26 protein-coding genes are annotated in these 22,382 nt (G+C 64.7%); 2 read left to right on the top strand and 24 right to left on the bottom strand.

What is annotated here, in order from left to right; all coding sequences use genetic code 11:
* Nucleotides 1-16 precede the first annotated feature (16 nt).
* The 21 genes from JAB1_RS17895 to JAB1_RS17805 all read right to left on the bottom strand — a co-directional run bounded on the left by JAB1_RS17895 (nucleotide 17) and on the right by JAB1_RS17805 (nucleotide 18,045).
* Nucleotides 17-991 carry a type II secretion system F family protein gene (locus tag JAB1_RS17895; RefSeq protein ID WP_034787025.1) on the bottom strand — a complete coding sequence of 325 codons (975 nt, stop codon included), beginning with the start codon at nucleotides 989-991 and terminating at the stop codon, nucleotides 17-19.
* Between the two features lie 10 nt (nucleotides 992-1,001).
* Nucleotides 1,002-2,369 (bottom strand): CpaF family protein, encoded by a 1,368-nt coding sequence (locus JAB1_RS17890; RefSeq protein ID WP_034787023.1) that lies wholly within the window; start codon nucleotides 2,367-2,369, stop codon nucleotides 1,002-1,004.
* Nucleotides 2,370-2,412: 43 nt separating this feature from the next.
* On the bottom strand, nucleotides 2,413-3,564 hold the full coding sequence (locus tag JAB1_RS17885) for an AAA family ATPase (protein ID WP_034787021.1): 1,152 nt from the start codon (nucleotides 3,562-3,564) through the stop codon (nucleotides 2,413-2,415).
* Between the two features lie 22 nt (nucleotides 3,565-3,586).
* Nucleotides 3,587-4,105, bottom strand: coding sequence for a TadE family protein (locus JAB1_RS17880; protein ID WP_052140555.1), 519 nt, complete (start codon nucleotides 4,103-4,105; stop codon nucleotides 3,587-3,589).
* A gap of 10 nt (nucleotides 4,106-4,115) precedes the next feature.
* Nucleotides 4,116-4,583 carry a TadE/TadG family type IV pilus assembly protein gene (locus tag JAB1_RS17875; RefSeq protein ID WP_034787020.1) on the bottom strand — a complete coding sequence of 156 codons (468 nt, stop codon included), beginning with the start codon at nucleotides 4,581-4,583 and terminating at the stop codon, nucleotides 4,116-4,118.
* Nucleotides 4,584-4,590: 7 nt separating this feature from the next.
* On the bottom strand, nucleotides 4,591-6,141 hold the full coding sequence (locus JAB1_RS17870) for a Tad domain-containing protein (RefSeq protein WP_070281269.1): 1,551 nt from the start codon (nucleotides 6,139-6,141) through the stop codon (nucleotides 4,591-4,593).
* A 46-nt stretch (nucleotides 6,142-6,187) separates the two neighbouring features.
* Nucleotides 6,188-6,466 (bottom strand): hypothetical protein, encoded by a 279-nt coding sequence (locus JAB1_RS17865; RefSeq protein ID WP_034787014.1) that lies wholly within the window; start codon nucleotides 6,464-6,466, stop codon nucleotides 6,188-6,190.
* Nucleotides 6,467-6,475: 9 nt separating this feature from the next.
* Entirely contained in the window at nucleotides 6,476-8,065 is a 1,590-nt protein-coding gene (locus JAB1_RS17860; RefSeq protein ID WP_070281267.1) for a type II and III secretion system protein family protein, read from the bottom strand.
* Between the two features lie 22 nt (nucleotides 8,066-8,087).
* Complete coding sequence (cpaB, locus tag JAB1_RS17855; RefSeq protein ID WP_070281266.1) at nucleotides 8,088-8,936, bottom strand: Flp pilus assembly protein CpaB; 849 nt, start codon at nucleotides 8,934-8,936, stop codon at nucleotides 8,088-8,090.
* Nucleotides 8,933-10,279 (bottom strand): ATPase, encoded by a 1,347-nt coding sequence (locus tag JAB1_RS17850; protein ID WP_070281263.1) that lies wholly within the window; start codon nucleotides 10,277-10,279, stop codon nucleotides 8,933-8,935. Before JAB1_RS17850 ends, cpaB begins: the two co-directional genes overlap by 4 nt.
* 31 nt (nucleotides 10,280-10,310) lie before the next feature.
* The gene (locus JAB1_RS17845) at nucleotides 10,311-10,931 is read right to left on the bottom strand and encodes a methyltransferase (RefSeq protein WP_034787006.1); all 621 of its coding nucleotides are present in this window, start codon (nucleotides 10,929-10,931) and stop codon (nucleotides 10,311-10,313) included.
* Between the two features lie 39 nt (nucleotides 10,932-10,970).
* A complete protein-coding gene (locus JAB1_RS17840) occupies nucleotides 10,971-11,558 on the bottom strand; it encodes an A24 family peptidase (protein WP_052140553.1) in 588 nt (195 codons plus the stop codon).
* Nucleotides 11,555-12,625 (bottom strand): phosphatase PAP2 family protein, encoded by a 1,071-nt coding sequence (locus JAB1_RS28870; protein ID WP_071653371.1) that lies wholly within the window; start codon nucleotides 12,623-12,625, stop codon nucleotides 11,555-11,557. The genes JAB1_RS17840 and JAB1_RS28870 overlap by 4 nt, the downstream gene beginning before the upstream one ends.
* Nucleotides 12,622-12,795: a Flp family type IVb pilin gene (locus JAB1_RS28865; RefSeq protein ID WP_071653370.1), complete on the bottom strand. Its 174-nt coding sequence runs from the start codon at nucleotides 12,793-12,795 to the stop codon at nucleotides 12,622-12,624. Before JAB1_RS28865 ends, JAB1_RS28870 begins: the two co-directional genes overlap by 4 nt.
* Before the next feature lie 95 nt (nucleotides 12,796-12,890).
* A complete protein-coding gene (locus tag JAB1_RS17830; RefSeq protein WP_070281259.1) occupies nucleotides 12,891-13,064 on the bottom strand; it encodes a Flp family type IVb pilin in 174 nt (57 codons plus the stop codon).
* 83 nt (nucleotides 13,065-13,147) lie between these two features.
* On the bottom strand, nucleotides 13,148-13,294 hold the full coding sequence (locus JAB1_RS29960) for a hypothetical protein (protein WP_157814672.1): 147 nt from the start codon (nucleotides 13,292-13,294) through the stop codon (nucleotides 13,148-13,150).
* Between the two features lie 260 nt (nucleotides 13,295-13,554).
* Nucleotides 13,555-14,256: a response regulator transcription factor gene (locus tag JAB1_RS17825; protein ID WP_240317720.1), complete on the bottom strand. Its 702-nt coding sequence runs from the start codon at nucleotides 14,254-14,256 to the stop codon at nucleotides 13,555-13,557.
* On the bottom strand, nucleotides 14,253-15,920 hold the full coding sequence (locus JAB1_RS17820; protein WP_034786998.1) for a histidine kinase: 1,668 nt from the start codon (nucleotides 15,918-15,920) through the stop codon (nucleotides 14,253-14,255). The genes JAB1_RS17825 and JAB1_RS17820 overlap by 4 nt, the downstream gene beginning before the upstream one ends.
* A gap of 150 nt (nucleotides 15,921-16,070) precedes the next feature.
* Entirely contained in the window at nucleotides 16,071-17,042 is a 972-nt protein-coding gene (locus JAB1_RS17815) for a diguanylate cyclase (RefSeq protein WP_070281254.1), read from the bottom strand.
* 5 nt (nucleotides 17,043-17,047) lie between these two features.
* Complete coding sequence (locus tag JAB1_RS17810) at nucleotides 17,048-17,674, bottom strand: chemotaxis protein CheC (protein ID WP_034786994.1); 627 nt, start codon at nucleotides 17,672-17,674, stop codon at nucleotides 17,048-17,050.
* A gap of 2 nt (nucleotides 17,675-17,676) precedes the next feature.
* Entirely contained in the window at nucleotides 17,677-18,045 is a 369-nt protein-coding gene (locus tag JAB1_RS17805) for a response regulator (protein ID WP_034786991.1), read from the bottom strand.
* Between the two features lie 206 nt (nucleotides 18,046-18,251).
* Between JAB1_RS17805 and rpiA the strand changes: the two genes are divergently transcribed.
* Entirely contained in the window at nucleotides 18,252-18,929 is a 678-nt protein-coding gene (gene rpiA, locus JAB1_RS17800; protein WP_034786987.1) for a ribose-5-phosphate isomerase RpiA, read from the top strand.
* Nucleotides 18,930-18,961: 32 nt separating this feature from the next.
* Here rpiA and JAB1_RS17795 read toward each other — a convergent pair whose 3' ends face one another.
* Complete coding sequence (locus JAB1_RS17795; protein WP_034786983.1) at nucleotides 18,962-19,486, bottom strand: DUF6622 family protein; 525 nt, start codon at nucleotides 19,484-19,486, stop codon at nucleotides 18,962-18,964.
* A gap of 188 nt (nucleotides 19,487-19,674) precedes the next feature.
* The gene (locus JAB1_RS17790) at nucleotides 19,675-19,947 is read right to left on the bottom strand and encodes an oxidative damage protection protein (RefSeq protein ID WP_034750797.1); all 273 of its coding nucleotides are present in this window, start codon (nucleotides 19,945-19,947) and stop codon (nucleotides 19,675-19,677) included.
* 219 nt (nucleotides 19,948-20,166) lie between these two features.
* Between JAB1_RS17790 and kdsA the strand changes: the two genes are divergently transcribed.
* Nucleotides 20,167-21,012 carry a 3-deoxy-8-phosphooctulonate synthase gene (gene kdsA / locus JAB1_RS17785; protein ID WP_034750794.1) on the top strand — a complete coding sequence of 282 codons (846 nt, stop codon included), beginning with the start codon at nucleotides 20,167-20,169 and terminating at the stop codon, nucleotides 21,010-21,012.
* Between the two features lie 47 nt (nucleotides 21,013-21,059).
* On the opposite strand, the gene argA is transcribed toward kdsA, so the two are convergent.
* Entirely contained in the window at nucleotides 21,060-22,370 is a 1,311-nt protein-coding gene (argA, locus tag JAB1_RS17780; protein WP_046685875.1) for an amino-acid N-acetyltransferase, read from the bottom strand.
* Nucleotides 22,371-22,382: the final 12 nt, after the last annotated feature.

Here is a 22,382-nt window from a genome sequence, read left to right as displayed (position 1 = left end):
AGTTCTCCTTGCGGGCTCAGACACGGATGCGGATGATATTGCGCATGACAAGGACGCCGCACACCATCAGCAGCAGGGCGCCGACGAGCATCTTGCGTCCACCCGGGTCGACAAACAGCATTTCCAGGAATTGCGGATTGGTCAGGTGGATCATGGCCGCCGCGCCGAAGGGCAGCAGCGACAGGATCCAGGCCGACAGCCTGCCTTCGGCCGACAGCACGCGCACCTGCCCCAGCAGCTTGATGCGCTCGCGGATGATGCGGCTGATGCTGTCGAGCAGCTCGGCCAGGTTGCCGCCCGTTTCGCGCTGGATCAGCACGGCGATGACGAAGTAGCGCAAGTCCGTGCTGGGCACGCGCGTGGCCAGGTTCATCAGGGCGTCCTGCATGGCGATGCCGAAATTGACTTCGTCGAAGGTGGCGCGAAATTCCACGGCCAGCGGCGCGTTCATTTCATCGCCGACCATTTTCAGGGCGGTGGGGAAGGCGTGGCCGGCGCGCAGGGCGCGCGCCATCAGGTCGAGCGCATCGGGCAATTGCTGTTCGATGCGCTGCAGGCGCTTGGCCTTGGCGCGCAAGACCACCAGCAGCGGCAGCAGGGCCGCGCCAGCCACCAGCGGCAGGCGCAGCATCCACGGCACGCCGAAGTAGCTGAACAGCAAAAACGCGGCGCCGGCCGTGGCCAGCATCACGCCGGCGAAGCTGGCCACGCTCCAGGTCAGCCCCGATTGCTCCAGCAGGCGGTCTAGCGCATGCACGCGGGGCACGCTGAGCAGCAGGCGCTGCAGGGCCGGGGTGTCGCTCAGCAGGCGCTTCTTGATCATCGAGCTGCCCGTGTCGCCATGCGCGCCGGCCGACATGATGCGCAGGCGGCGCGCCACCCTTTCCGCTTCCGGGCCGCGCGAGGTGTTCCACGCCAGGTACACCCCCTCGATCAGCAGCACCACGGCGATGAAGGTGAGGATGGCGAATACGTAATAGAGATAGTCCATGATGCTCCCCTTAATGGTACTGGCGGGCGGGATCGAACAGGGTTTCCGGCAGGCTGATGCCGAAGGCGCGCAGGCGTTCCAGGAAGTGCGGCCGTACGCCGCTGGCATGGAAATGTCCCTGCACCGTGCCGTCCTCGCCGATGCCCGTCTGGCGGAAGGTGAAGATTTCCTGCATGGTGATCATCTCGCCTTCCATGCCCGTGATTTCCTGGATCGAAATGATCTTGCGCTTGCCATCCGTCAGGCGCGCCACCTGCACCACCACGCTGACGGCGGAACTGATCTGCTGGCGCATGGCCTTCACGGGCAGGCCCGCCGAGGCCATGCTGATCATGTTTTCCAGCCGCGTCAGCGCGTCGCGCGGGGTATTCGCATGGATGGTGGCCATCGAGCCTTCGTGGCCCGTGTTCATGGCGCCCAGCATGTCGAGCGCCTCGGCGCCGCGCACCTCGCCCAGGATGATGCGGTCGGGGCGCATGCGCAGCGCATTGCGCACCAGCGCCCGCTGCGTCACTTCGCCCTTGCCCTCGATGTTCGCGGGCCGCGTTTCCAGGCGCACCACGTGCGGCTGCTGCATCTGCAGTTCGGCCGCGTCCTCGATGGTGACGATGCGTTCGGCCGTGCTGATGAAGCCGGAAATCGCATTGAGCATGGTGGTCTTGCCGCTGCCCGTGCCGCCCGAGATCAGGATGTTGACCTTGGCCTTGCCCAGCGCCTGCAGGGTGGTGCTCATTTCCTCCGTCAGGCTGTGCTTGAGCATCAGGTCGGCCAGGCGCAGGGGCTGGGCCGAGAAGCGGCGGATCGACATCACGGGTCCGTCGATGGCCAGCGGCGGGATGATGGCGTTGACGCGCGAACCGTCGGGCAGGCGCGCATCGACCATGGGGCTCGATTCATCGATGCGCCGGCCCACGCGCGAGACGATCTTGTCGATGATCTTCATCAGGTGGGCGTCGTCGGTAAAGCAGATGTCGCTCAGCTCCAGGCGGCCGTGGCGCTCGACATACACCTGGCGGTAGGTGTTGACGAGGATGTCGGACACGCCGGGATCGGCGAGCAGCGGTTCGAGCGGGCCGAAGCCGAGCACCTCGTCCTGGATGTCACGGATCAGCGAGCGCCGTTCCAGCTCGTTGATCACCACATTGTCTTCCGTGAGCACGTCGCTGACGAGGATTTTCAGCTCTTCGCGGATCTGCTCGCGCGACAGGCGCTGCATGCCCTCCAGGTCGACGCGGTCGAGCAGCGCCTGGTGGGTACGGTGCTTGAGTTGCTGGTAGCTCTGGCTCGATGCGCCCTGGTGCGCTGCATCGTCATTCAGGCTGGCGTCATCCTGGGCATAGCCCAGGCGGTCCCGCAGGGTGAGTTTTTCGGCAGTCATGGTCGGTCTCCGGTGAATGGGGTATCAGGCGCGCTGTAGGGAATCAAGCGCGCGCCAGCAGCCGCGAAACCCAGCCTTGCGCGGCGGGCGGGGTTTCGCCGGCCAGGCTGGCGGCCAGTTCCTGCAGGGCGCGCGAGACGGAATTGTGCGACGCCAGCTTGAGGATGGGCACGCCCTGGCTGACGGAGGCGGCCACCGCCTCGTAGTGGTTGGGGATGGATTTGTAGACGTGCTTGCCATACGCCGCTTCCAGGTCGGCCACGCGGATGCTGTCGCTGCTGGCATAGCGGTTCAGGATCAGGCGGATCTTGTCTTCGCGGTAGCCGAGGCCGCGGAATACGTCGAGCAGGCGCTTGCCGTCGCGCACATACGGCAAGGTGGCCTGCAGCACGGGGAAGATCAGGTCGGCCCGGTCCAGCGCGCGCACGCTGACGGGGTCGAGGCCGCGTCCCACGTCGAGCAGGATGTAGTCGTACTGGCTGCGCGCCAGGGTCAGCAAACGGTCGATATGGTCCGCCTCGACGTCGGCCGCATGGGCGGGATCGTCGGCGGCGGCCAGCACGCTGTAGGCTGGCGTGATCTGGATCATGCTGGCGGTCAGCAGCGAGGCGTCAAGGCGCACGATCTGCTGCGACAGCTGCGACAGGGTGGTGGCCGGCTTGTGGTCCGAGACGAACAGGGCGGCGTCGCCGAACTGCAGGTTCAGGTCGAACAGCGCCACCTTGCGCTGTTCGCCGGCGGCCAGCGCGTAGCCGAGGTTGGCGGCGATGAAGGTGGCGCCGCTGCCGCCCTTGCACGAGACGAAGGCCAGCACCTGGCCCTTGCGCGTGACCTGCTTTTGCAGCTTGTCCTCGATGCGGCGCAGCGCGGCGCACAGGGCCGCGTCGTCGTCCGGCAGCAGCACTTCGCGCACGCCGGCGCGCATCGCGCGCAGCAGGAATTGCGGACTTTGCTGCGGACATTGCACGATGATGGCCAGGTTCGGATGGCGCCCGCCCAGCAGTTCAAGCCGTTCCAGCTCCGTCTCGCCCGCCTGCTCCTGCTCCAGCAGCAGCAAGTCCGGCGTGGCGCCGTTGTCGAATACATCCGGTATGCTCGCCAGCAGCGCGACGCGGTCGGCCGCGCTGCGTTCGCGCAGCAAGCGGGTGAGCCGCTTGAGCTGGGCTTCATTCTTCGAGACGATGACGATATTCACTTGGTACTCCCGGTAATGGCGTTCAGTTGATCTGGAAGCCCAGGCTTTCGGCGTGCATGACCACGACCGAGGCTGGCACGGCGATATTGAGAAAACCGAACAGGCTGACCATCGGCGTATAGCTGACGTTGTCGATCGACACGCGCACGCTGTCGATGCAGCTGGCCGTGCGCGTGATGTCGCCGCAGGCCGACAGGTTGTCGCCCGGATCGAGCGGCGGCAAGGTCACTTCGGCGCCGCTCTTGTTCAGGTAGCGGATGGTGATGTTGGCGGCCGTCAGTTCCGGCGCGGCAGGCAGGGCCGTGCCGCCGAACAGGGCCAGCGTCTTGACGGCGTCCGTCTGGTCGATCCAGCGCACTACCGCCTCGCGCGCGGCGCGACGGCTCACTTCCTGCACCGTGTTGTACAGGTACAGCATGCGGCCAAATTCGAGGATGCCGAACAGCAGGGTGAAAAACAGCAGTGCCACCAGGGCGAATTCGACGGCGGCGGCGCCGCGCTGGCGGCCGGCTGGAGGAGACGATGAAAGGCGGTGGCGCATGGCGTTCTCCTTACAGCATGTAGCGCATGGTGGTGCGCGGCGAGAGCGGCGTGGCATAGCTGCTGGCCGCGCCGATCACGAAGGGCAGGTACTGGCCCACCGACAGCGTGTAGTTGACGACTTCGACGCGGATGCCGCCCGGCGCCGTGCCATCGGTGCAGCTGCTGTCGTTGAACGCCGCATCCAGGCAGGTGACCGTCACGTTGGCCGTGGTGAAGCCGCTGATGCCGGCGCTGGTGGCCGCATCGACGACCGTCTGTTTGGCGGCAGGCACGCCCTGCGATGCGATGCCGGCCTTGGCCTTGACGGACATGTTGCGCGCCGCATCGCGCGTGGCCTTGGTAAGCGCGTCGTAGTACCAGAAGGCGCGGCCGAAGCCGAAGATGCCCGCCAGCAGGGTGATCAGCAGGGCCAGCACGATGCCGAATTCGACGGCGGCGCCGCCGCGCTGCCTGAGGGGGGAAAGGTGGATGCGCATGGCCGCCTCACTTGTAGAGTTTGATTTCGGAATTCGGCACGGGCTCGATCAGGCCCGCGAATTCGACGTCGAGGCGCTTGGTGCCGCCGCTGAAATCGGCCTTCATCGTCATGAAGAATTTGCCGATGCCCACCGCATTCATGACGCCGCACGAAGCCGGCCCCACGGGCGCCGTGCGGCAGTCGACCAGCACCACGTTGAGGATGCGCCGGTTGCGCTGGCCCGGATGGGCTGCCGAGGGCGCCTGGAACGTGGGGCCGCTGGTCTGGTTGTACGGCGAAGGCGGCGTACTGGCAGGAAAGCCTGCGCCTGGGCTGACGGGGTAGCTGGCCGTGTCGAAGTAATTCGCCTTGGCCGTGCTGTACATGGGGTTGGCGTTGGCGTCCGCGACGCTGTACGCCGTGCCGGCCTTGGCCGGAGTGGCGCCATTGCTTTGGTAGGCAGGGCCGTAGGACCACAGCACGCCGTAGCCGGCGAACTGGGCGAACGTGGCCGAGGGCGCGGGGACGGGGCCGGCCGACGGCAGCTGGTAATTCGGCTTGTTGCCGGACAGGCTGACGGGCTGCTGGCTGGGCAGGGTGCTGGCGCCCGGCTGCATCCAGCCGGTGGGCGGCGAGTTGGCGGCGGTGGCGGCGCAGGGCGACGCGCCGCCCACGCAGGGAAATTCCTTGATGTTGGTGTCGGGCGGCGCCGTCGCGGGGTCGCACACGGAAGGTCCGCCGTAATCGTCGAAGCGCGAATTGAGCGAGGCGGCCAGCGAGGCCGACAGCCCCGTGTTCGTGTAGACCTGGCCCGTGCCGCTGGTGATGACGGCGCTGCTGCCCGTGCACATGAACGGCGCGGTGGAGGCGGCGCTCGAATGCGAGGCGCTGCAGCTGCCGGGCGGCGCATCGACGGGGTTGATCAGGTAGGGGTCGGACGGGCCGCCCAGCGGATTGAGGCCGAACAGGTTGTAGGTGACGCCGCGGCGGAAACCGAATTCCAGCAGTTCCGTCAGGCCCGTGCCGGCCGGCGCGGCCGGATACGTGTATTGCGCCGTCTTGTTGGCCGGATCGACGGCGCACACGCCGATCGGCGTGACGTCGTTGACGAAGCGGCCCGCCACGGCCACGCCCGAGGTACTGGTGCTGGCGATGCCGGCGATGCCCATCAGGTAGGTGGCGAAGGTCTTGCTGCCCGTGTCGACGCGGATGAAGGTCTGGCCCTGGGGGCTGGTGCGGGCGCTGGCGCCGGAAGACCACGGCCCGTCGGGGCTGGGGCCGAAACTGATGTTGGCGGCCGTCAGGGTCAGCGTGGTGGAAAAGTCGTAGCGGTTCTTTTGCGCGATGGCGATGGCCTTGGCCTGCGCGTTGTCGATGCCGGTGGCGCTTTGGTTGAGTTCCACGGCGCCGGCCAGGGCGGCGCTGTCGGCGCCGTTCTGCAGCTCCGTCTTGGCGATGTACAGGTGGCCCAGGTCCAGCACCAGGCCGCCCATGGCAAACAGCACCACCAGGGTCAGCCCCAGCACGATGGCGATCGCGCCCTGCTGCTTGTCGTGCCTGCGAAATGCGGTGTTCATGGCTGTCTCCTGGTGGCCTGGGAAAAGTGCATCGCGGGACTGGCGCCTACTGGCGTCCGCCCACGCCGATGGTGAAGACATTCGGTTGCGGTTCCGGCGCCGCAAACGATTTCTGGTAGCGCTGGTAGGCGCTGACGCCGGCCTTGCCGTCGATGCCGCTGACCGGGTTGGCATTGCGGTAGGCGTCCGGATACATGATCTGCTGCGCCTTGAGCAGGGCCACCGATTCGCCAAAGTGCGAATCGAGCACGGGCGTGGTGGTGGCGGCGCAGCCGGCCAGCAGGCAGAACAGGGCGGCGCAAGGCAGGCGATGTGCGGTTTTCATGGTGTTCTCCTATTTGAGGTCGAAGCCGGCGGCAGGCTGGGGCGCGGCTGCTTGCGGCTGCATGGGGGCCGGTGCCTGTGCCGCTGCGGGGGCGGGCGCCGGTGCGCTGCCTTCCATTTTTCCCTGCATGAACATGTCGCCGCGCGTCGGCTGGATATAGCCGTCGGTGGGCAGCTTGTAGTCGGGCGGCAGCGGCTTGACCAGGTGCGGCGTGATGATGAAGACCAGTTCCGAACGGTCCGTCTGGAAGTCCGTGCTGCGGAACAGGGCGCCCAGCACGGGCACTTCGCCCAGGCCTGGCAGGGCCTTGATATTGCTGGTCACGTTGTTCTTGATCAGGCCGCCGATGGCGAAGCTCTGGCCGTCGAACAGCTGCACCGTGGTGGTGGCGCGCCGCGTGGTAAACGATGGCAGGATGGCTGTGGCCGAGATGCCGGTGGCGGTGATGCCGATGCCGTCCTTGTTCAGGTCCGACACTTCCGGCGCCACCCTCAGGTTGATGCGTCCCCCTTCGAGCACGGTGGGCGTGAATTTCACGGCCACGCCGAATTCCTTCTCTTCCAGGGTGATGGTGGGCACGCCGTTATTGTTGGTCTGGCTGACGGGAATGAAGATTTTGCCGCCGGCCAGGAAGCTGGCCTCCTGGCCGCTGATGGCCATGATGTTCGGTTCGGCCAGCACCTTGATCAGGCCATCGCGTTTTTGCGCGTCGAGGTTGAAGAAGTTGTTCTTGCTGGCGCCGCTCAAGCCGCTGGGATTGTTGCTGAGCAGGCTGGACAGCAGCGAGTACGACCAGCTGCCGATGGTCTTGTTGATGCCCAGGCTGGCGCCCAGCTGGTCGACCAGCACTTTCGACACTTCGGCCACCTTCACTTCCAGCATCACCTGCTGCGGCGCGGCGATCGACAGCAGGTTGATCACGCGCGGCATGCCCGCATCGGGCGCAGCGGCGGGAGCGGGCGCGGCGGCGCCTGCGGCTGGCGCGGCGCCGGAGGCGGCGTTGCCGCTGCGGGCGCTGCGCTGCACATAGGCGTTGGCCAGCGACAGGGCATGGTCGGCCTTGACGACATCGCTGACCATGCCCGACAGGATCAGGGTGTCGCCCGCCACCGTGACGTTGATCTTTTCGTTCGGCAGCAGCTCGGCCATGCGTGCCTGCAGGCTGCTGCTGTCGATGCCGACGGCCAGGTCGATGATGGTGGCGTCATTGCTCTTGTTCCACAGGATCAGGTTGGTGGTGCCGACGGAGCGGCCCAGCAGGTACACCTCGTTGGGATTGAGCAGGATGACGTCGGCGATGCGCGGGTCGCCGACGGACATGCGGCTGGCGGCGAACGGCAGGCGCATCAGGGTCGACTTGCCTTCGGCCAGACTCATCTGCGGCGCCATCTCGGTGCGGCCGGCGCGCGATTCGCTTTGCGGCGGCGTGGCCTTGGGGCGGGCGGCGGCCCGGCTGGTCCGGGCGGCGCCGGTGTCGGCGGCAACGGCGGTGGCGGCAACGGGTTCGCTGCGTGCCTGGGGCGCCAGGGCGCCGATCATGGCGAGGGCAAGCGCCAGGCTGAGTACCCGGCTTCCGCTTGCTGTGCAATATGTGCTCATGGCGTGACTCCTCTGGTGCAGGTTAGAATTGTTGGGAGCTGCGTTCCAGCCCCTTGATGACATCGACGCGCGGACCGGCCTGTGGCGCGGCTGTGGCTGCAGGACGGCGGCGCGGGAGCGGCTTGGCTTGCACCATGGCGGCGGGGGCTGCCATGGCGACCTTTTCATCGAGCAAACTGGACTTGGTGGCGCCTTCCGTGTTGACGGGCTTGTCCTCGACCTGGTTGCGCAGCACCAGCGACAGGGTGCCCACGCTGCGTGCCAGGTCGAGTTTTTCCGCCTGCTCCGGCGTCAGCTCCAGGGTCACGGCGTTGACCACCTTGGGCTTGGTGTCGTCGCGGCTCGATTCCTGGGCAATGGCCAGCACGAGGATGCGTTCGAGCACGATCTTGGAAATGTTCGGGTCGCGGTCCGGCGTCTTGCGGGCACCTTCGCCCTGGGTATTGACGAGGATATCGACGAAATTACCGGGCAGGGCGAAGCCGGCCACGCCCACCACATCGTTGACGCGCACGGTCATGGCGCGCTTGCCCTCGGCGACGACGGCCGACAGGCCGCCTTGCGTGCCGGGAGGCGCCAGCTTGCCTTCCATGATCGGTTCGCCGTGCTGGATGCTGGTGCGCGTGACGCGCGTTTCCAGCAGTTTCGGATCGTTGACGGCGCCCGGCGGCAGCGCGTTCGATGGCCAGTCCACCATGCGCACCATGTCGGGCGTGAGGCGCGCCCCCAGGCTGATGTCGACCTGGGCCACGGCCACCTTGTTGATGTTGCCCGAGGCTTGGGCATTGATCCAGCGCGCGGCCACGATGACCGCGGCGAACGCCAGGATGACCGCAATGGCCATCATCGTCAGAGCGCGTGCGTTTCTCATTTTGCTTCCCCTTTGTGCTGGACCGCTTCCGGTCCGGTGTGTGTGCTTGCAAGGTCGTCATCGCTGCCGAAATAGTTTTGCCATGCCCAGAACAGGACTTCCGGAGACAGTTGCGCCGGGTGGTCTTCATAACGCGCCTGGTCGCAGATCTGCGCGAGGATGTCGCGCGGATAGCAGGCCAGCAAGGGCCGCTTGTAGAGGCTATGCAGGTGCAGCAGGTAGGTGTAGGAGGCTTCGTCGAAATTGATGCCCAGCTGGGCGCAGGTGCTGCGGAACACGGCCAGGTAGTGGTAGGCGCTCAGGGGGCCGACATGGATCTTGTAGCCGATGCGGCGCAGGAAGGAGTCGTCGGCCAGGTGCTGCGGCGCCAGGTTCGACGAGAACACGACGATGACGTCGAAGGGTACGGGGAACTTGTAGCCCGTGTGCAGCGACAGGTAATCGATGTGGCGCGCCATCGGCACGATCCAGCGGTTCATCAGTTCCACGGGCGAGCAGCGCTGGCGGCCCAGGTCGTCGATGACGAAGATGCCGTTGTTGGCCTTCAGGTGCGGCGGTGCCTGGTACAAGCGGTTGCCATGGTCGAATTGCAGGTCCAGCATGTCGAGCGTCAGCTCGCCGCCCGTCAGCACGGCGGGGCGTTCGGCGCGCACCCAGCGCGGGTCGGATGGCACGAGGCCGCCGCGCGACAGGGTGTGCAGCATGGGGTCGAGGAAGGGCAGCACTTCGCCATCGACCATCACGGCATGGGGCAGGGCGATGGCGCCGCTGAGCAGGCCGTTCAGGCGCTCGGCCAGGTAGCTCTTGCCGCTGCCGGCAGGGCCGTGGAAGAACAGGGCGCGTCCGGAATTCATGGCCGCGCCCAGCTGGTCGAGCACGGCCGAACTGGCCACCACGTCGCGGAACTCGCGCTGCACGTCATCGCGGGTGACCTGCATGTTTGCCACGCTTTGCGCCAGTACCTGGTTGCTGTAGTCGGCCAGGGTGACGGGGGCGGGGCCGCTGTAGGCGTTGCGGCGCATGTACTCGGCGGCGCGCAGGCGGCCCTGGTCGCCCAGCAGGTAACACAGGTCGGCGTCGGTGCCGCTGCCGCCGTTGCGGCGCGCTTCGCACAGCTTTTCGGCGCGCATGAAGGTGAGCAGCGGTTCGAGCACGCCGGCGCCCAGTTTTACGTGTGTCGACAGAGCGGGCAGGCCGATCTGGCCGCGCAGGAAGAGTATCTTGACCAGCAGTTCGACCAGGAACAGGAAGGGCAATCCCGTTTCCTCGACCGTGCGTGGCGCGCGCTTGGCCGCCGGTTCGACGCCGCCGCCGTCGCTGCGTTCTGGATAGGTGTCAGGCATGATGGGTACTCCTCGTTCGGGTGGCCGGATATCAGAAGATGAAAGGCAGCAGGCGGTACTTCACCTGGCGCATGTAGACGCGATAGCGCACGTCGGTGGACAGGAAACGCTCCTCGCGCAGCAGGCGCATCACCATCATGCTCATCGTCGCGACATAGATGACGGTGTTGGCGGGCGAGGTGTTGGCCAGCAGGTAGCCGCTCAGGGAAATCAGGTAGCTGGCATACAGCGGATGGCGTATCACGCGGTAGACGCCGCCCGTCTTGATTTCGCGCTGCGCCGCCACCAGGCCGAAGCTGCGGTTCAGCGACAGCAGGCCGGCGATCTGCAGCAGGCTGCCGACGGCCAGCAGGTAGCGCGCGCCGGGCCAGATGGCCATGTCGGCGGGAGACAAAAGGAAGGGCGCGAAGGTGGCGCCGATGGCCAGCAGCCAGTCGCCCGCATCGGTAGAAACGCTGACGGGGGCCGTGCGCACGATGAAGAACAGGGCGGCCAGGGTTTCGGCGGCGCAGAACAGCAGATAGCTCCAGTCGCCGCTGTGCAGGAATCCCATCACGTGGGCACTGGCGAAGAACGTCCACAGGCAAGCCATGGCGATGCTGGTGAACAGGCTGGCGTGGCGCGAGTGGCAGAGGGTGGTGAGAGTGTGCATGGTCAGGTCCTAGGGGGCTGGTCGTCGGAGCGGCGCGTTTCAGCGCAGGCTCCACAGGTGGGTGTAGTGCAGGAAGACCTGCAGCAGGGTGCCGCTGGCAATGGCGAAGGCGTAGGCCAGCTTGCCGGTGGCAGGCGGCGGTTCGGCGATCGTGGCGGCGCCGCCGGCAAGGCTGTGCAGCAGCGCGCCCAGCATCATGTGATAGGTGTTTTTCAATACCTGGCGCAGGCGCTGACCGGCCAGCGCGGCGGCCAGGGCCAGCACGCCGCCGCACAGGAAGGTCAGCAGGGCCGCTTCGAGCACGGCGTCGGGACCGAGGAAGGCGCCGCACATGGCCATCAGCTTGACGTCGCCGGCGCCCAGGGCGCGCAGCAGATACATGGGCAGCAGCAGGGCCAGTCCGGCGGCGGCGCCGGCCAGCGCCTGCAATAGGCCCAGGCCGCCGAAGGAGGCGTCGAACAGTCCGGCGCCGGACGGCACGAAGCTGTTGATGATCAGTCCCGCCAGGGTGCCCCACAGCACCAGCCGGTTCGGGATGCGGCGCGTGCGCAGGTCGTGCCACAGGGCGGCGGCGAGCAGGGTGGCGAGTACGGCCAGGCACAGCAGCATGGGCAGGTGGGCGTTCATGATGTCAGTCCTTCCTTGCTCATGCAGGGCGCCGTGGCCATGTGCATGGCCGGCGCCGCAGCCTGGCTGCCCAGCAGCCGTCCCACCAGGCGCCACACCAGCGCCGCGCCGGCCGCACCCACATAGCCGTCGAGCGCATAGTGCCAGCCCAGGTGGATGGAGCCGAGCAGGATCAGTACGGCAAAGGCGGTCAGCGAGATCCCGGCGGCGCGGTTGACGCGCCAGCCCATCATGGCCAGCAGCACGGCCGTGGCCACATGCATGCTGGGCATGGCGGAGATGCCCAGTTCACCGTTCGCGCCCTTGCTTTGATAGCCTTGCCACAGCATCTCCTGCACTTGCAGGGCCCAGACGGGGACGTGCTGGTTGGCGTCATGCAGGTAGGCCATCAGCGGCGCATACGGGTCGCTGGCATGCAGGTGGCCGTAGTAGCAGGGGCCGACGGAGGCAAACAGCACGGCCAGGATGCTGCCCAGGGCGATCCAGGTCAGCGCAAAGCTGAGCAGGAACTGCATGCGCAGCAGGGGGCGGCGCGTGTCGAGGATCAGCCAGTACAGGATGGCGTAGAACAGGAAGAACCAGAAGTGGTAGCTGAAGTTGAGCAAGCCCGTGACGAGCGGGTGGCCCAGCAGTGGTTGCAGCCTTTCCCATGGGGCCTTGCCGCCATGCAGCGCGATGTCCCAGGCGGACAGGGTGGCATCCCAGGTGTAGGGATGCAGACGGGGGATGGCGCCCTTGATGACGGTGAAGCTGGAGGCGAAGACGGGGATCAGCAGCATGGCCGGCAGCGCGTGCAGCAGGCGCTCGTTGCTCAGGTAACTGCGCAGATCGTGATACAGATAGTGGCACAGGCGGTGCGGGCGTTTCATCACCATGACATGGATGGTGTAGCCGCACAGGATGAAGACGGGGCCAATCAGGATGGCCATGAAGAAGCCGGCCAGCACGTTGAGGGTGTCCGATGCGCTGGGCAGGCCGCCGGCCAGCAGCGTCGCCACGGCGGCGTACGGCAGCACGATCAGCAGCAGGGCGCGGTGGGTGCGCAGCGAGGCGCGCAGGGTGTTCATGACAGGGCCAGGACCACTTGGTCCTTGACGTAGACAAACAGCAGCTTGACCTGGTCGCCAAGCAGGGTGATCGTGACCACCAGCACTGCCGCGATCAGGCCGGCCAGCAGCGCGTATTCGATCGCTGTGACGGCGGACTCGTCGGATAAACGGCTGAAGAAAGATTTCACGATGGGCCTCGCTATGCGTTCGTCAAGGTGGGCGTGCTGGGAATATTGGGCGGCGTAGTCCGGGCTGGCGCTGGGCCGGCCCGGACAGCAGCGCGTCAGGCATTGGCGGTGGTCAGCTTGGTGCCGATGGTGCTGAAGGTTTTTTTCAGCTGCGTGCCGACGATGGTGACGGCGGCGATGATCACCACGGCGATCAGGGCAGCGATCAGGCCGTATTCGATTGCGGTGACGCCATCTTCTTCGCGGATAAAGTTTTTGATGAGGTTCATGACAACTCCTGGTGGTGGTTAAGGTACGACGGTGGATGAAACGGTTTTGCAGCGTTGCTTCCTGGTGCTACGACCTGGCGCGCTCATGGACTTTCGCCCAGTGCCAGCAATCCGATGATGCAGACCACCGCCATGAGGGCCGCCACTAGGGCATAGCGGTAGAACGCAGCCTTTTCCTTGCCCTGTAAATAGGTGATCAGGGCCGTCGGAAGAAACTTGTCAAGGCGCATGCTGTGCTCCGTGTCGTGGTGGGCCGCGCGGTGATTTGCACTCCGGTAAATCCACTATAGAAGTCGGCACCTTGATCTACATCAGAAGAACATCCTTTTATTGCAAGGAGGAACTGCTCGTTTTTTTCGTGACAATTGTCATGGTCGAGTCTGGCGCGCGCAGAAGCGCAGGAGCGCAAGGGCGCATGCCGCGCCGCTGCTTGGCGATGGGAGGTAGGGAATGCGCGGCCGTGCAGCGGCCGTGCAGGAGGACAGTGGTGTCAGGCGCCGGGCGGCAATTGGCCCAGCTGGTGCTTGGTGGCGTAGGCGTACAGTTCCAGGCGGTTGTACACGCCCAGCTTGCGGTAGATCGATGTCAGGTGATTGCGCAAGGTGTGTTCGGAGATGAACAGCTGGTCCGCCAGCAGCTTGGCCGGCGTGCCGCTGCCGTGCACCAGCGCGGCGATGATCTTTCTTTCCTTGAGGGTCAGGCTGGCGATGGCGATGGCGTGCGCCGAGCCGCCGCCGGGCTGGGTCAACTGCGTCAGCATGCGTCCCAGCATCGCGTGTTCCAGCCACAGCTCGCCCTGGTACACCTTTTCGATGGCCTTCAACACCATCTCCGCCGGCGCATCCTTGCTGACGATGCCGCGCGCGCCTTTCAGTACCGTCTGGTCCAGGATGGCCTGGTCGTGGCTGGCCGTCAGCACCAGCACGCGCGTGCCGCCGCATTGCGCCAGCGCGGGCAGGATGGCCAGCGAACTGATGCCGCCCAGGTCCAGGTCCAGCACGATCACGTCCGGTTGCAGCGCCTTCGCCTGCTCCAGCGCCTCGGTGCCGTCGGACGCCGTGGCGACCACGCGCATGCCGGAGTGCTCGCCGCCGATCAGGCGCTCCAGGCCCCACAGCATGGTCTTGTGATCGTCGACCAGCATGACGCTGATGACATGGCTGGCCGGTGGCATGTGGCGTACGTCATTCATATGGGGATCTCGATCTGGACGGAGGTGTTGCCCAGCATGCCATGCGTGACGCGGGCCGTGCCGCCGAGGGCGGCGGCGCGCTCGGCCAGCGAGTCGGGCAGGAAATCGGGGACGTGCGCGGCGGCGCATTCGTTGTCGATGCTGATGTGCAGCGCGCCCTGCACGCAGGTCAGCTTGACGGCGCCGTGGCGCGCCGACGTATGCTTGCGGATATTGCTCATGCCTTCATTGACGATCTGGAACACCTCGGCCGCCAGGCGGTCGTTGATGTGCAGGTCGCCTTCGATATGCAGGGCGATGTCGATGCCATAGAATTCGCGGATCTGCGTGGCCTGGCGGCGCAGCGCGACCAGCAGTTCCGGCTCGCTTTGCACCTGGCCATTCTTGAACGTGCGCGCGTAGCTGCGCAGGTCGGTGATCACCTGGCCCGACATTATGATCAGCTTTTCCAGTTCCGGCAGCAGCGGGTTGCCCGGCGTGGCTTCGTTGCGCAGGGCGGCCAGGCCGTGGCGCAAGCCGATATACGGCTGCACGGCCGTGTCATGCAGGTCGCGCGCGATCTTTTCGCGTTCGCGCGAGGCCGCCTGCGACGCCAGGCGGTCGAGCAGGTTGATGTTTTCAATGACGGGAAACGCCTGCGCGCCGATATGGCTGAGAAACAGGGCGTCCGTCTTGCTCATGCTGGTGGCGGACACGATAAAGATCCGGCCTTTGCCATTGCGCAGGGGCAGCGGCGCGCTGATGAAGGCGTGCGCTTCGAGCAGTTCGGCCAGGCGGGCGCCCGCCGCGTCGTCATGCCGCAGCCAGCGTCCGCTGTTTGGCTCGAGCATGCGCGCGCCGCCTATCCATGGCAGCCAGGGGCCGGCGGGCTGGTTGTACAGCGCGATTTTATCGTGCGGGAAAGCGAGCAGGGGGCTGGCCGCGTCGTCGCTGAGGAGCGAGCTGGTATGCACGACGCCCGTGCCCGTGTGAATCACGCTGCGCAAGGACCAGACCCGCGTGCCCTTGTCCTGCATGATCAGCAGGCAACTGCGGCCGTTGAAATAACTGCGGGTTTTTTCCAGCACCGAGGTGATGGTCTGGTCGACGCCGAAGCGGGGATTGGACAGCTGGCTGACATCGCGCAGCAGCGCCAGGTGGCTGCGCTGGGTGATGGCCGAACCACCCCAGTAGGCGATCATGTAGCCGAGCGCCAGCAGGAAGGTGGTGCGCAGCAGCAGGCGCGACAGTTCCGCATCCGTTTCGCCGAACAGGGCGGTGGCGGCGAACAGGCCGGCCGAGGCCAGGGTGACGCGCGCGCCTTCCTCGAAGCCCCGCTGGAACGACGATGTCAGGATGGCAAAGAAAAAAAACAGGAAGAATAAATTGTTGTGGCTGCTGCTGGAAAACACGATCAGTGCATACCAAGCCACGTCGAGCCAGTACAGCAAGATGTCCTGGGGCAGGCTGAGGCCCAGCAGGGCCAGCACGTAGAGCAGCAGGCTGTGCATGGTGTACGCGGAAAAGATCAGCCAGGTGATCTTGGTCAGCTTGCCGGCGCTTTCGGGGTCGATGAACAGGGTCAGCAGGGTGGCGCTCGACAGCAGCAGGCGCATGCCGTTCACCATGGTCGTATCCATGCCGGCACCCGGCAAGCCTGATCTGAGGGGAGGATCGAGATTCACAAGCGCTCCTGGCCATGTCCCGCATGGTGGGGCCATGCGCAGGGATAGATACCACAGATAAATTCTTGTTATTGTTGCTGCAAGCAATGACGAGTCTACGCACACGCCGTAAAGATGTCTACTGGAATCCTTTCTCCGATGTTGCTTTTTTTACAGCGGCTGCACCATCACGCGGTTGCGTCCGGCGCGCTTGGCCAGGTACAGGGCGCGGTCGGCCGCGCCGATCAGGGCGGAGATGGCCAGCGGCTGCTGCGGCTGCTGCGTGGCGATGCCGATGCTCACTGTGATGTGCTTGACGTCATTGCCCGTCTTGGCATGCGGAATGCGCAGCTCGGCCGCGTGCTGGCGGATCGCCTCGGCCATGCGCAGCGCCTGCGCCGCGTCCGTGTCGGGCAGGATGGCGGCAAACTCTTCGCCGCCGTAGCGGGCCAGCAGGTCGGTGGGGCGCTGCAGCATGGCGGCCAGTTCGGCTGCCACGCGGATCAGGCAATCGTCGCCCTGCTGGTGGCCGTAATGGTCGTTGTAATCCTTGAAATGGTCGATATCGATCATCAGCAGCGACAGCGGGCTGCTGGTGCGCATGGCGCGCCGCATTTCCTTCTCGATCGCCACGTCGAAATGGCGGCGGTTGGCGATGCCCGTCAAGCCGTCGGAAAAGGTTTGCGAGCGCAAGACCATGGTCTGTTCGCGCAGCAGCTTTTCGCGCCCCACGGCGATGGTGACATCATTGATCTGGATCAGGCAATGGCGTGGCGAGCCGGGCAGGTTGATCGGCGTGACGGCGATGGCTTGCTGCATGCGTTCCTCGCCGTCGCTGCCGCCCGTGGCAGCGCCATGCGTGTACAGCGCAAACGGCGCCTTGTGCAGGGTTTGCGACAGCAGCGACTGGAAATTGTCGCGCAGTGCCTGGGTGATGGCCGAATCCATGCGCTTGTGCCGCAGTTCCGGAAAGACGGCGAAGAAATCCTGGCCCAGCACGGCGTCGGCCTGGCAGGCCGAGTGGCGCGCCATCCACTTATTCCACAGCACGATGCGATGCTGCTCATCGAGCACGATGGCGCCCAGGTTGACGGCGCCGAGTATGCTCTCGAGCAGGGCGAGTCGATGCAAGACATCCGGCATGATCGTCACGCCTGTCCCAGCACCTTGGCCAGGTAGCGGCTGACTTGCTGTTTCAGGTCGTGCAAGGCGGACAGGTCGAGCACGAAGGCCACATAACCGTGGATCTGGTGCTTGGACAGCACGAAGTCGATATGCAGCATCAGCACGACGGCTTCGTCATCCTGGCCGCCGAACGAGGAGAGGATTTCCGCGCTGGTGCCCACGTGGTACAGGGGCAGCGAGCCATGCAGTTCGCTGTCGAACAGGTTGGCCAGGGTTCCGACGCAGGAGTTGAGGATGATGTTGCCGATCTCGCTCATCGCTTCCTGTTCCATCTCCGTCAGTTCCTGCAGCGGCATGGCGTCGCCCACCATCAGGCGCACGATTTCCAGGCTCTTGTCCTCGGGAAACATCAGAATGGCTTCGGTGGCGAAAGCGCCATCGTAGTGCTGGCTGACGCCGCAGATGCGTTCGCCATCCTTCTTGCTGCCGAGCAAGGCTGCCGCGTCGGCACGGTTCAGGAAGGTGATCGACGGCACCGACATGGTGACTTCTTCATTCACGATCTCGCTCATGGCCGCCGCCGCATGGCCCACCCCGATGTTGAATATCTCTACCAGGGCGTCGTTCTCGAGTTCGGAAAGATTGACCATGCTCACAGTCCCAGTGATTCGATCAACTGGTGGATGCGCGTTTCCGTGATCGGTTTTTCCATGAAGCCCACGCCCAGTTCGCTGGCGCGGTTGCGGGTGGCGTTCTGCACATTGGCCGTGACGAGAATGATGTGCGTCTGCGGGCACAGCACGCGCAATTGTTCTGCCGCCGCCATGCCGCCCATGCCGGGCATGTTGACATCCAGTAGTATCAGCACAGGGTTGACGGTCTTGACTTTTTCCAGGGCTTCCTCACCCGTCGCCGCCTCAATCACTTGCCAGTCGGCATGTTTGCTGAGGATGAATTGATGCGACATCAAACGTGAAACCCGGCTGTCATCGACAACAAGTACCTGTTTACTGTGATTCATGTGCTATTCCTGAAACGTCATATCGGACTATCGTGCCATTTTCGCATATTTTAGAGGGCATAGAGTGTATTTGGGTGCGCGATTGCCCTAGGGCAAAGTTTTCCCGCCTGCCTGTTGTATTGAGTCGCATCGCCGGGCATGCTGGCCGGCTGGCCAGGCTGGCAATCCGTTAAAATAGCGCCATTCCTCACTTTAGCCTGAATGCCATGACCCAAGACGAATTGAAGCAAGCCGTAGCCCGCGCCGCCATCGACTACGTAGTAAAAGGTGAAATCATCGGCGTCGGCACCGGTTCCACCGCCAATTTTTTCATCGATGAACTGGCCAAGATCAAGGACACCATCAAGGGTACGGTCGCCTCGTCCGAAGCGACGGCCGCGCGCCTGGCTGGCCATGGCATTCCCGTCTTCGACCTGAACGATGTCGAGTCGATCGCCGTCTACATCGACGGCGCCGATGAAATCACGGCCAGCGGCGCCATGATCAAGGGTGGCGGCGCGGCATTGACGCGTGAAAAGATCGTTGCTTCCGTCGCGAAACAGTTCGTCTGCATCGCCGACGGCTCCAAGCTGGTGGAAACCCTGGGCGCCTTCCCGCTGCCGGTGGAAGTGGTGCCGATGGCCCGCGCTGCCGTATCGCGCCAGCTGGCTGCGCTGGGCGGCACGCCCCGCCTGCGCCTGAAGGCAGGTACTACCGAAGCGTTCATTACCGACAATGGCGGCGAAATCATCGACGTGCTGGGCTTGAAAATTGCCGACCCGGTGGCGCTGGAACAGCAGATCAACCAGATCGTCGGCGTCATCGCCGTCGGCCTGTTCGCCGTGCGCGGCGCCAATGTCTGCCTGCTGGGCATGCCGGAAGGCGTGCGTACCCTGGCGTACTAAGATGATAGCCGGCGTTCGCCGGCATAGATGTTTTAAACGGCGGCTCCTTGCGGGCCGCTTGTCATTTGCGCCTGGCGGTACACGGCCACGGTGCGCAGCAAGCCGCCGAGGAAGATGCCGCTGAAGCAGCCATAGGCGAGGCAGACAGGCACCATGAAGCCGGGCGCATGGGCATAGGCCGGGACGATGGCCAGGGTCACGGCGACCGCATATTTCATGCAGAAAATGCTCATCATCAAGATCATGGGTACCCAGCTGCCGGGACGCTGCACGCTGCCGCGCTCGGGAATGGCGGCTATCTTGCGCGCATCGGCCAGCCTCCACGCCAGCGCCGCGCCGGCCAGCGCGCCGGCGCCCCAGGCGAACGGCGCCACGCCGGCCAAGCCGAAACTGCCGTACACGCCGCTCAGGGACAGGACCAGCATGACCAGGGGAATGATGCACAGCTTGCGCAAGCTCACTTCGCGCGCCCGGCTGGCCAGCACGCCGCGGTAGACGAGAAAGCCCAGGATGGCCCAGACGTAGAGGGGAGTGTGGCTGAAGATTTGCTGCAACATGGTGTCCGCCTTGGAATGAGGTTGTCGATGGACGTACTGTGCCAGCCGGCGGCATGGGCGGCGAGCGGTGTGCGACGAAACGGGGAAGGGCAGCCGTGAAACAGCGCCAGGCGGCGTGAAAGGGAAAGGGGAGAATCAAGGGAAAACTACCCGCGGCGCGGTGGCCACGGGCGGGAATACGGAAAAACTTACTCGGTCGGCGGGACATAGCCCATGGCCGCATCGGCGCCATCGCCGAAGAAATGTTTTTCCATCTGCGTGGCCAGGTATTTGCGGGCGCGCGCGTCGGCCAGGTTCAGCCGGTTTTCATTGACCAGCATGGTCTGGTGCTTGAGCCAGGCAGCCCAGGCTTCCTTCGACACGGATTCGTAAATCTTCTTGCCCAGTTCGCCCGGGTACGGCGGGAAATCCAGTCCTTCGGCTTCCTTGTTGAGTTTGATGCAGTGGATCGTGCGGGCCATCTGTGCTCCTGAATCAGTGTAGAGATAAAGCGTGATTATAAGGCACTTTGCGCCAGCCCTCGCGGGGCCGTCGCGGCCTGGCGACACGCCGTTTGCCGCGCCCTTGCGCTGGATCAAATTTGATCTGCGCCGCCCTAGCTAGTAAGATGCCTTATCGCGCCAGCCGCTGGCTGCGCCCCTTCCAACCAAGTAGTAGTAATTAACCAAGATGGAATCCCTATGACCTCAGTGAAAGTCCATGGCATCGATGTCAGCAATACCGGCAGCTTCGCGCTGTTTGGCGGCATCAACGTGCTCGAATCGCGCGATCTCGCCATGCGCGCCTGCGAAGAATATGTGCGCGTGACGCAAAAACTGGGTATTCCATATGTGTTCAAGGCCAGCTTCGACAAGGCCAACCGTTCGTCGATCCATTCCTACCGCGGCCCGGGCCTGGAGGAAGGCATGCGCATCTTCCAGGACGTCAAGGCGGCGTTCGGCGTGCCCGTGATTACCGACGTGCATGAGCCATGGCAGGCGCAGCAGGTGGCCGAAGTGGTCGACGTGCTGCAATTGCCTGCTTTCCTCGCGCGCCAGACGGATCTCGTCGTGGCCCTGGCGAAAACAGGTAAAGTCATCAACATCAAGAAGCCGCAATTCCTCAGCCCTGGCCAGATGGCCAATATCGTCGAGAAATTCAAGGAAGCGGGCAACGATCAACTGATCCTGTGCGACCGCGGCACCTGCCTCGGCTACGACAACCTGGTGGTCGACATGCTGGGCTTTGGCGTGATGAAGAAAACCTGCGACGACCTGCCGATCATCTTCGACGTCACGCATGCGCTGCAGCAGCGCGATCCCGGTGGCGCCGCTTCGGGCGGCCGCCGCCAGCAAGTGGCGGACCTGGCCCGCGCCGGCCTGGCCGTCGGCATCGCCGGCCTGTTCCTGGAAGCCCATCCGGATCCCGACAATGCCCGCTGCGACGGCCCCAGCGCCTTGCCGCTGGACCAGCTGGAACCGTTCCTGGCGCAATTGAAGGCGCTGGACGACCTGGTCAAATCGTTTGCGCCGCTGAATATCAAGTAATGGTATCTAAGTAAAGAAAAAGCCCGGCATGCCGGGCTTTTTCAGTTTTACAGTGTCTTGATGAGCACTTGGGATTTACGTTGCCAGTTATACATATGCTGGCGATCCTTCGGCAAATCGTCGACCGTGGCCGGCACGAAGCCGCGTTTCTTGAACCAGTGCGAGGTGCGCGTGGTCAGCACGAACAGTTTGTTCAGGCCGGCGGCGCGCGCGCGGTTTTCCATGTGTTTCAGGATGCGCTCGCCGTCGCCCTGGGCTTGCACTTCCGGGTTGACCGTCAAACATGCCATTTCCGCCATTTTTTGCGCGGGGAATGGGTACAGGGCGGCGCAGCCGAAGATCACGCCATCATGCTCGATGACGGAGAAATAATCGATTTCGCGTTCGATCAGCTCGCGGCCCCGCTTCACTAAAGTGCCGTCCGCTTCCAGCGGCTCGATCAGTTTGATGATGCCGCCCACGTCTTCGATGGTGGCCTGGCGCAGGCTTTCCAGGTTTTCATGGCTGATCATGGTGCCCACGCCATCGTGGGTAAATAATTCCAGCAGGGCAGAACCATCCATCGAGAACGGCACGATGTGCGAGCGTTCGACGCCGTTATGGCATGCCTTGACACAATGTTTCAGGTAAAACGCCGTCGCGTCCGGCAGGAAGCCCGCCATCAGCACGGCTTCGGCCTGGTGCGACGACAGTTCGCGGATTTCCACGCCCGTGGCGTCTTCCATCATCGGTGTTTCCGTGATGAAAATCAGCTTGTCCGCGTGCAGGGCGATGGCGGCGCTGCAGGCCACGTCTTCCATGGTGAGATTGAATGCTTCGCCCGTCGGCGAAAAGCCCAGCGGCGACAGCAGCACCAGGCCGTCCGAACCGAGGATGGAATGGATGGTTTCGGCGTCGACCTTGCGCGTGATGCCCGTCAGTTCCAGGTCCACGCCATCGATCACGCCCAGCGGGCGCGCCGTGATGAAGTTGCCGGAAATGATACGGATGGCCGCATGCGACATGGGCGTGTTCGGCAAGCCCTGGCTGAACGCGGCCTCGATATCGAGGCGCAGCTCGCCGGCGGCTTCCTTCGCGCATTCCAGCGCGGCGATATCCGTGATGCGCACGCCATTGTGGAAGCGGCCTTCGACGTTACGCAGGGCCAGTTGTTCCGCCACCTGCGGCCGCGAGCCGTAGACGACGGTGACATTGATGTCCAGCGCATGCAGCAGGGACAAATCATGGGCCAGCACCTGCAGCGCCCCGGCGCTGACGAGTTCACCGGGGAAGGCGACCACGAAGGTCTTGCCGCGAAAGGCGTGGATGTAGGGCGCGACTGAGCGCAGCCATTGGACGAATTGGGTAGGGTTTTCCATTAAGCGCATTAT

The sequence above is a fragment of the Janthinobacterium sp. MP5059B genome, from assembly GCF_001758645.1.
In the GTDB taxonomy this organism is placed as follows: Bacteria; Pseudomonadota; Gammaproteobacteria; order Burkholderiales; family Burkholderiaceae_D; genus Janthinobacterium; species Janthinobacterium lividum.
The sequence above is the reverse complement of the archived record's forward strand: the minus strand, read 5'-3'. Positions and strand labels throughout refer to the sequence as shown.

Bases quoted from the DNA above. Each gene is read 5' to 3' on its own strand.
- JAB1_RS17895 (WP_034787025.1), bottom strand. From the start codon at position 991: ATGGACTATCTCTATTACGTATTCGCCATCCTCACCTTCATCGCCGTG.
- JAB1_RS17890 (WP_034787023.1), bottom strand. From the start codon at position 2,369: ATGACTGCCGAAAAACTCACCCTGCGGGACCGCCTGGGCTATGCCCAG.
- JAB1_RS17880 (WP_052140555.1), bottom strand. From the start codon at position 4,105: ATGCGCCACCGCCTTTCATCGTCTCCTCCAGCCGGCCGCCAGCGCGGC.
- JAB1_RS17875 (WP_034787020.1), bottom strand. From the start codon at position 4,583: ATGCGCATCCACCTTTCCCCCCTCAGGCAGCGCGGCGGCGCCGCCGTC.
- JAB1_RS17870 (WP_070281269.1), bottom strand. From the start codon at position 6,141: ATGAACACCGCATTTCGCAGGCACGACAAGCAGCAGGGCGCGATCGCC.
- JAB1_RS17865 (WP_034787014.1), bottom strand. From the start codon at position 6,466: ATGAAAACCGCACATCGCCTGCCTTGCGCCGCCCTGTTCTGCCTGCTG.
- JAB1_RS17860 (WP_070281267.1), bottom strand. From the start codon at position 8,065: ATGAGCACATATTGCACAGCAAGCGGAAGCCGGGTACTCAGCCTGGCG.
- cpaB (WP_070281266.1), bottom strand. From the start codon at position 8,936: ATGAGAAACGCACGCGCTCTGACGATGATGGCCATTGCGGTCATCCTG.
- JAB1_RS17850 (WP_070281263.1), bottom strand. From the start codon at position 10,279: ATGCCTGACACCTATCCAGAACGCAGCGACGGCGGCGGCGTCGAACCG.
- JAB1_RS17845 (WP_034787006.1), bottom strand. From the start codon at position 10,931: ATGCACACTCTCACCACCCTCTGCCACTCGCGCCACGCCAGCCTGTTC.
- JAB1_RS17840 (WP_052140553.1), bottom strand. From the start codon at position 11,558: ATGAACGCCCACCTGCCCATGCTGCTGTGCCTGGCCGTACTCGCCACC.
- JAB1_RS28870 (WP_071653371.1), bottom strand. From the start codon at position 12,625: ATGAACACCCTGCGCGCCTCGCTGCGCACCCACCGCGCCCTGCTGCTG.
- JAB1_RS17830 (WP_070281259.1), bottom strand. From the start codon at position 13,064: ATGAACCTCATCAAAAACTTTATCCGCGAAGAAGATGGCGTCACCGCA.
- JAB1_RS29960 (WP_157814672.1), bottom strand. From the start codon at position 13,294: ATGCGCCTTGACAAGTTTCTTCCGACGGCCCTGATCACCTATTTACAG.
- JAB1_RS17825 (WP_240317720.1), bottom strand. From the start codon at position 14,256: ATGAATGACGTACGCCACATGCCACCGGCCAGCCATGTCATCAGCGTC.
- JAB1_RS17815 (WP_070281254.1), bottom strand. From the start codon at position 17,042: ATGCCGGATGTCTTGCATCGACTCGCCCTGCTCGAGAGCATACTCGGC.
- JAB1_RS17810 (WP_034786994.1), bottom strand. From the start codon at position 17,674: ATGGTCAATCTTTCCGAACTCGAGAACGACGCCCTGGTAGAGATATTC.
- JAB1_RS17805 (WP_034786991.1), bottom strand. From the start codon at position 18,045: ATGAATCACAGTAAACAGGTACTTGTTGTCGATGACAGCCGGGTTTCA.
- rpiA (WP_034786987.1), top strand. From the start codon at position 18,252: ATGACCCAAGACGAATTGAAGCAAGCCGTAGCCCGCGCCGCCATCGAC.
- JAB1_RS17795 (WP_034786983.1), bottom strand. From the start codon at position 19,486: ATGTTGCAGCAAATCTTCAGCCACACTCCCCTCTACGTCTGGGCCATC.
- JAB1_RS17790 (WP_034750797.1), bottom strand. From the start codon at position 19,947: ATGGCCCGCACGATCCACTGCATCAAACTCAACAAGGAAGCCGAAGGA.
- kdsA (WP_034750794.1), top strand. From the start codon at position 20,167: ATGACCTCAGTGAAAGTCCATGGCATCGATGTCAGCAATACCGGCAGC.
- argA (WP_046685875.1), bottom strand. From the start codon at position 22,370: ATGGAAAACCCTACCCAATTCGTCCAATGGCTGCGCTCAGTCGCGCCC.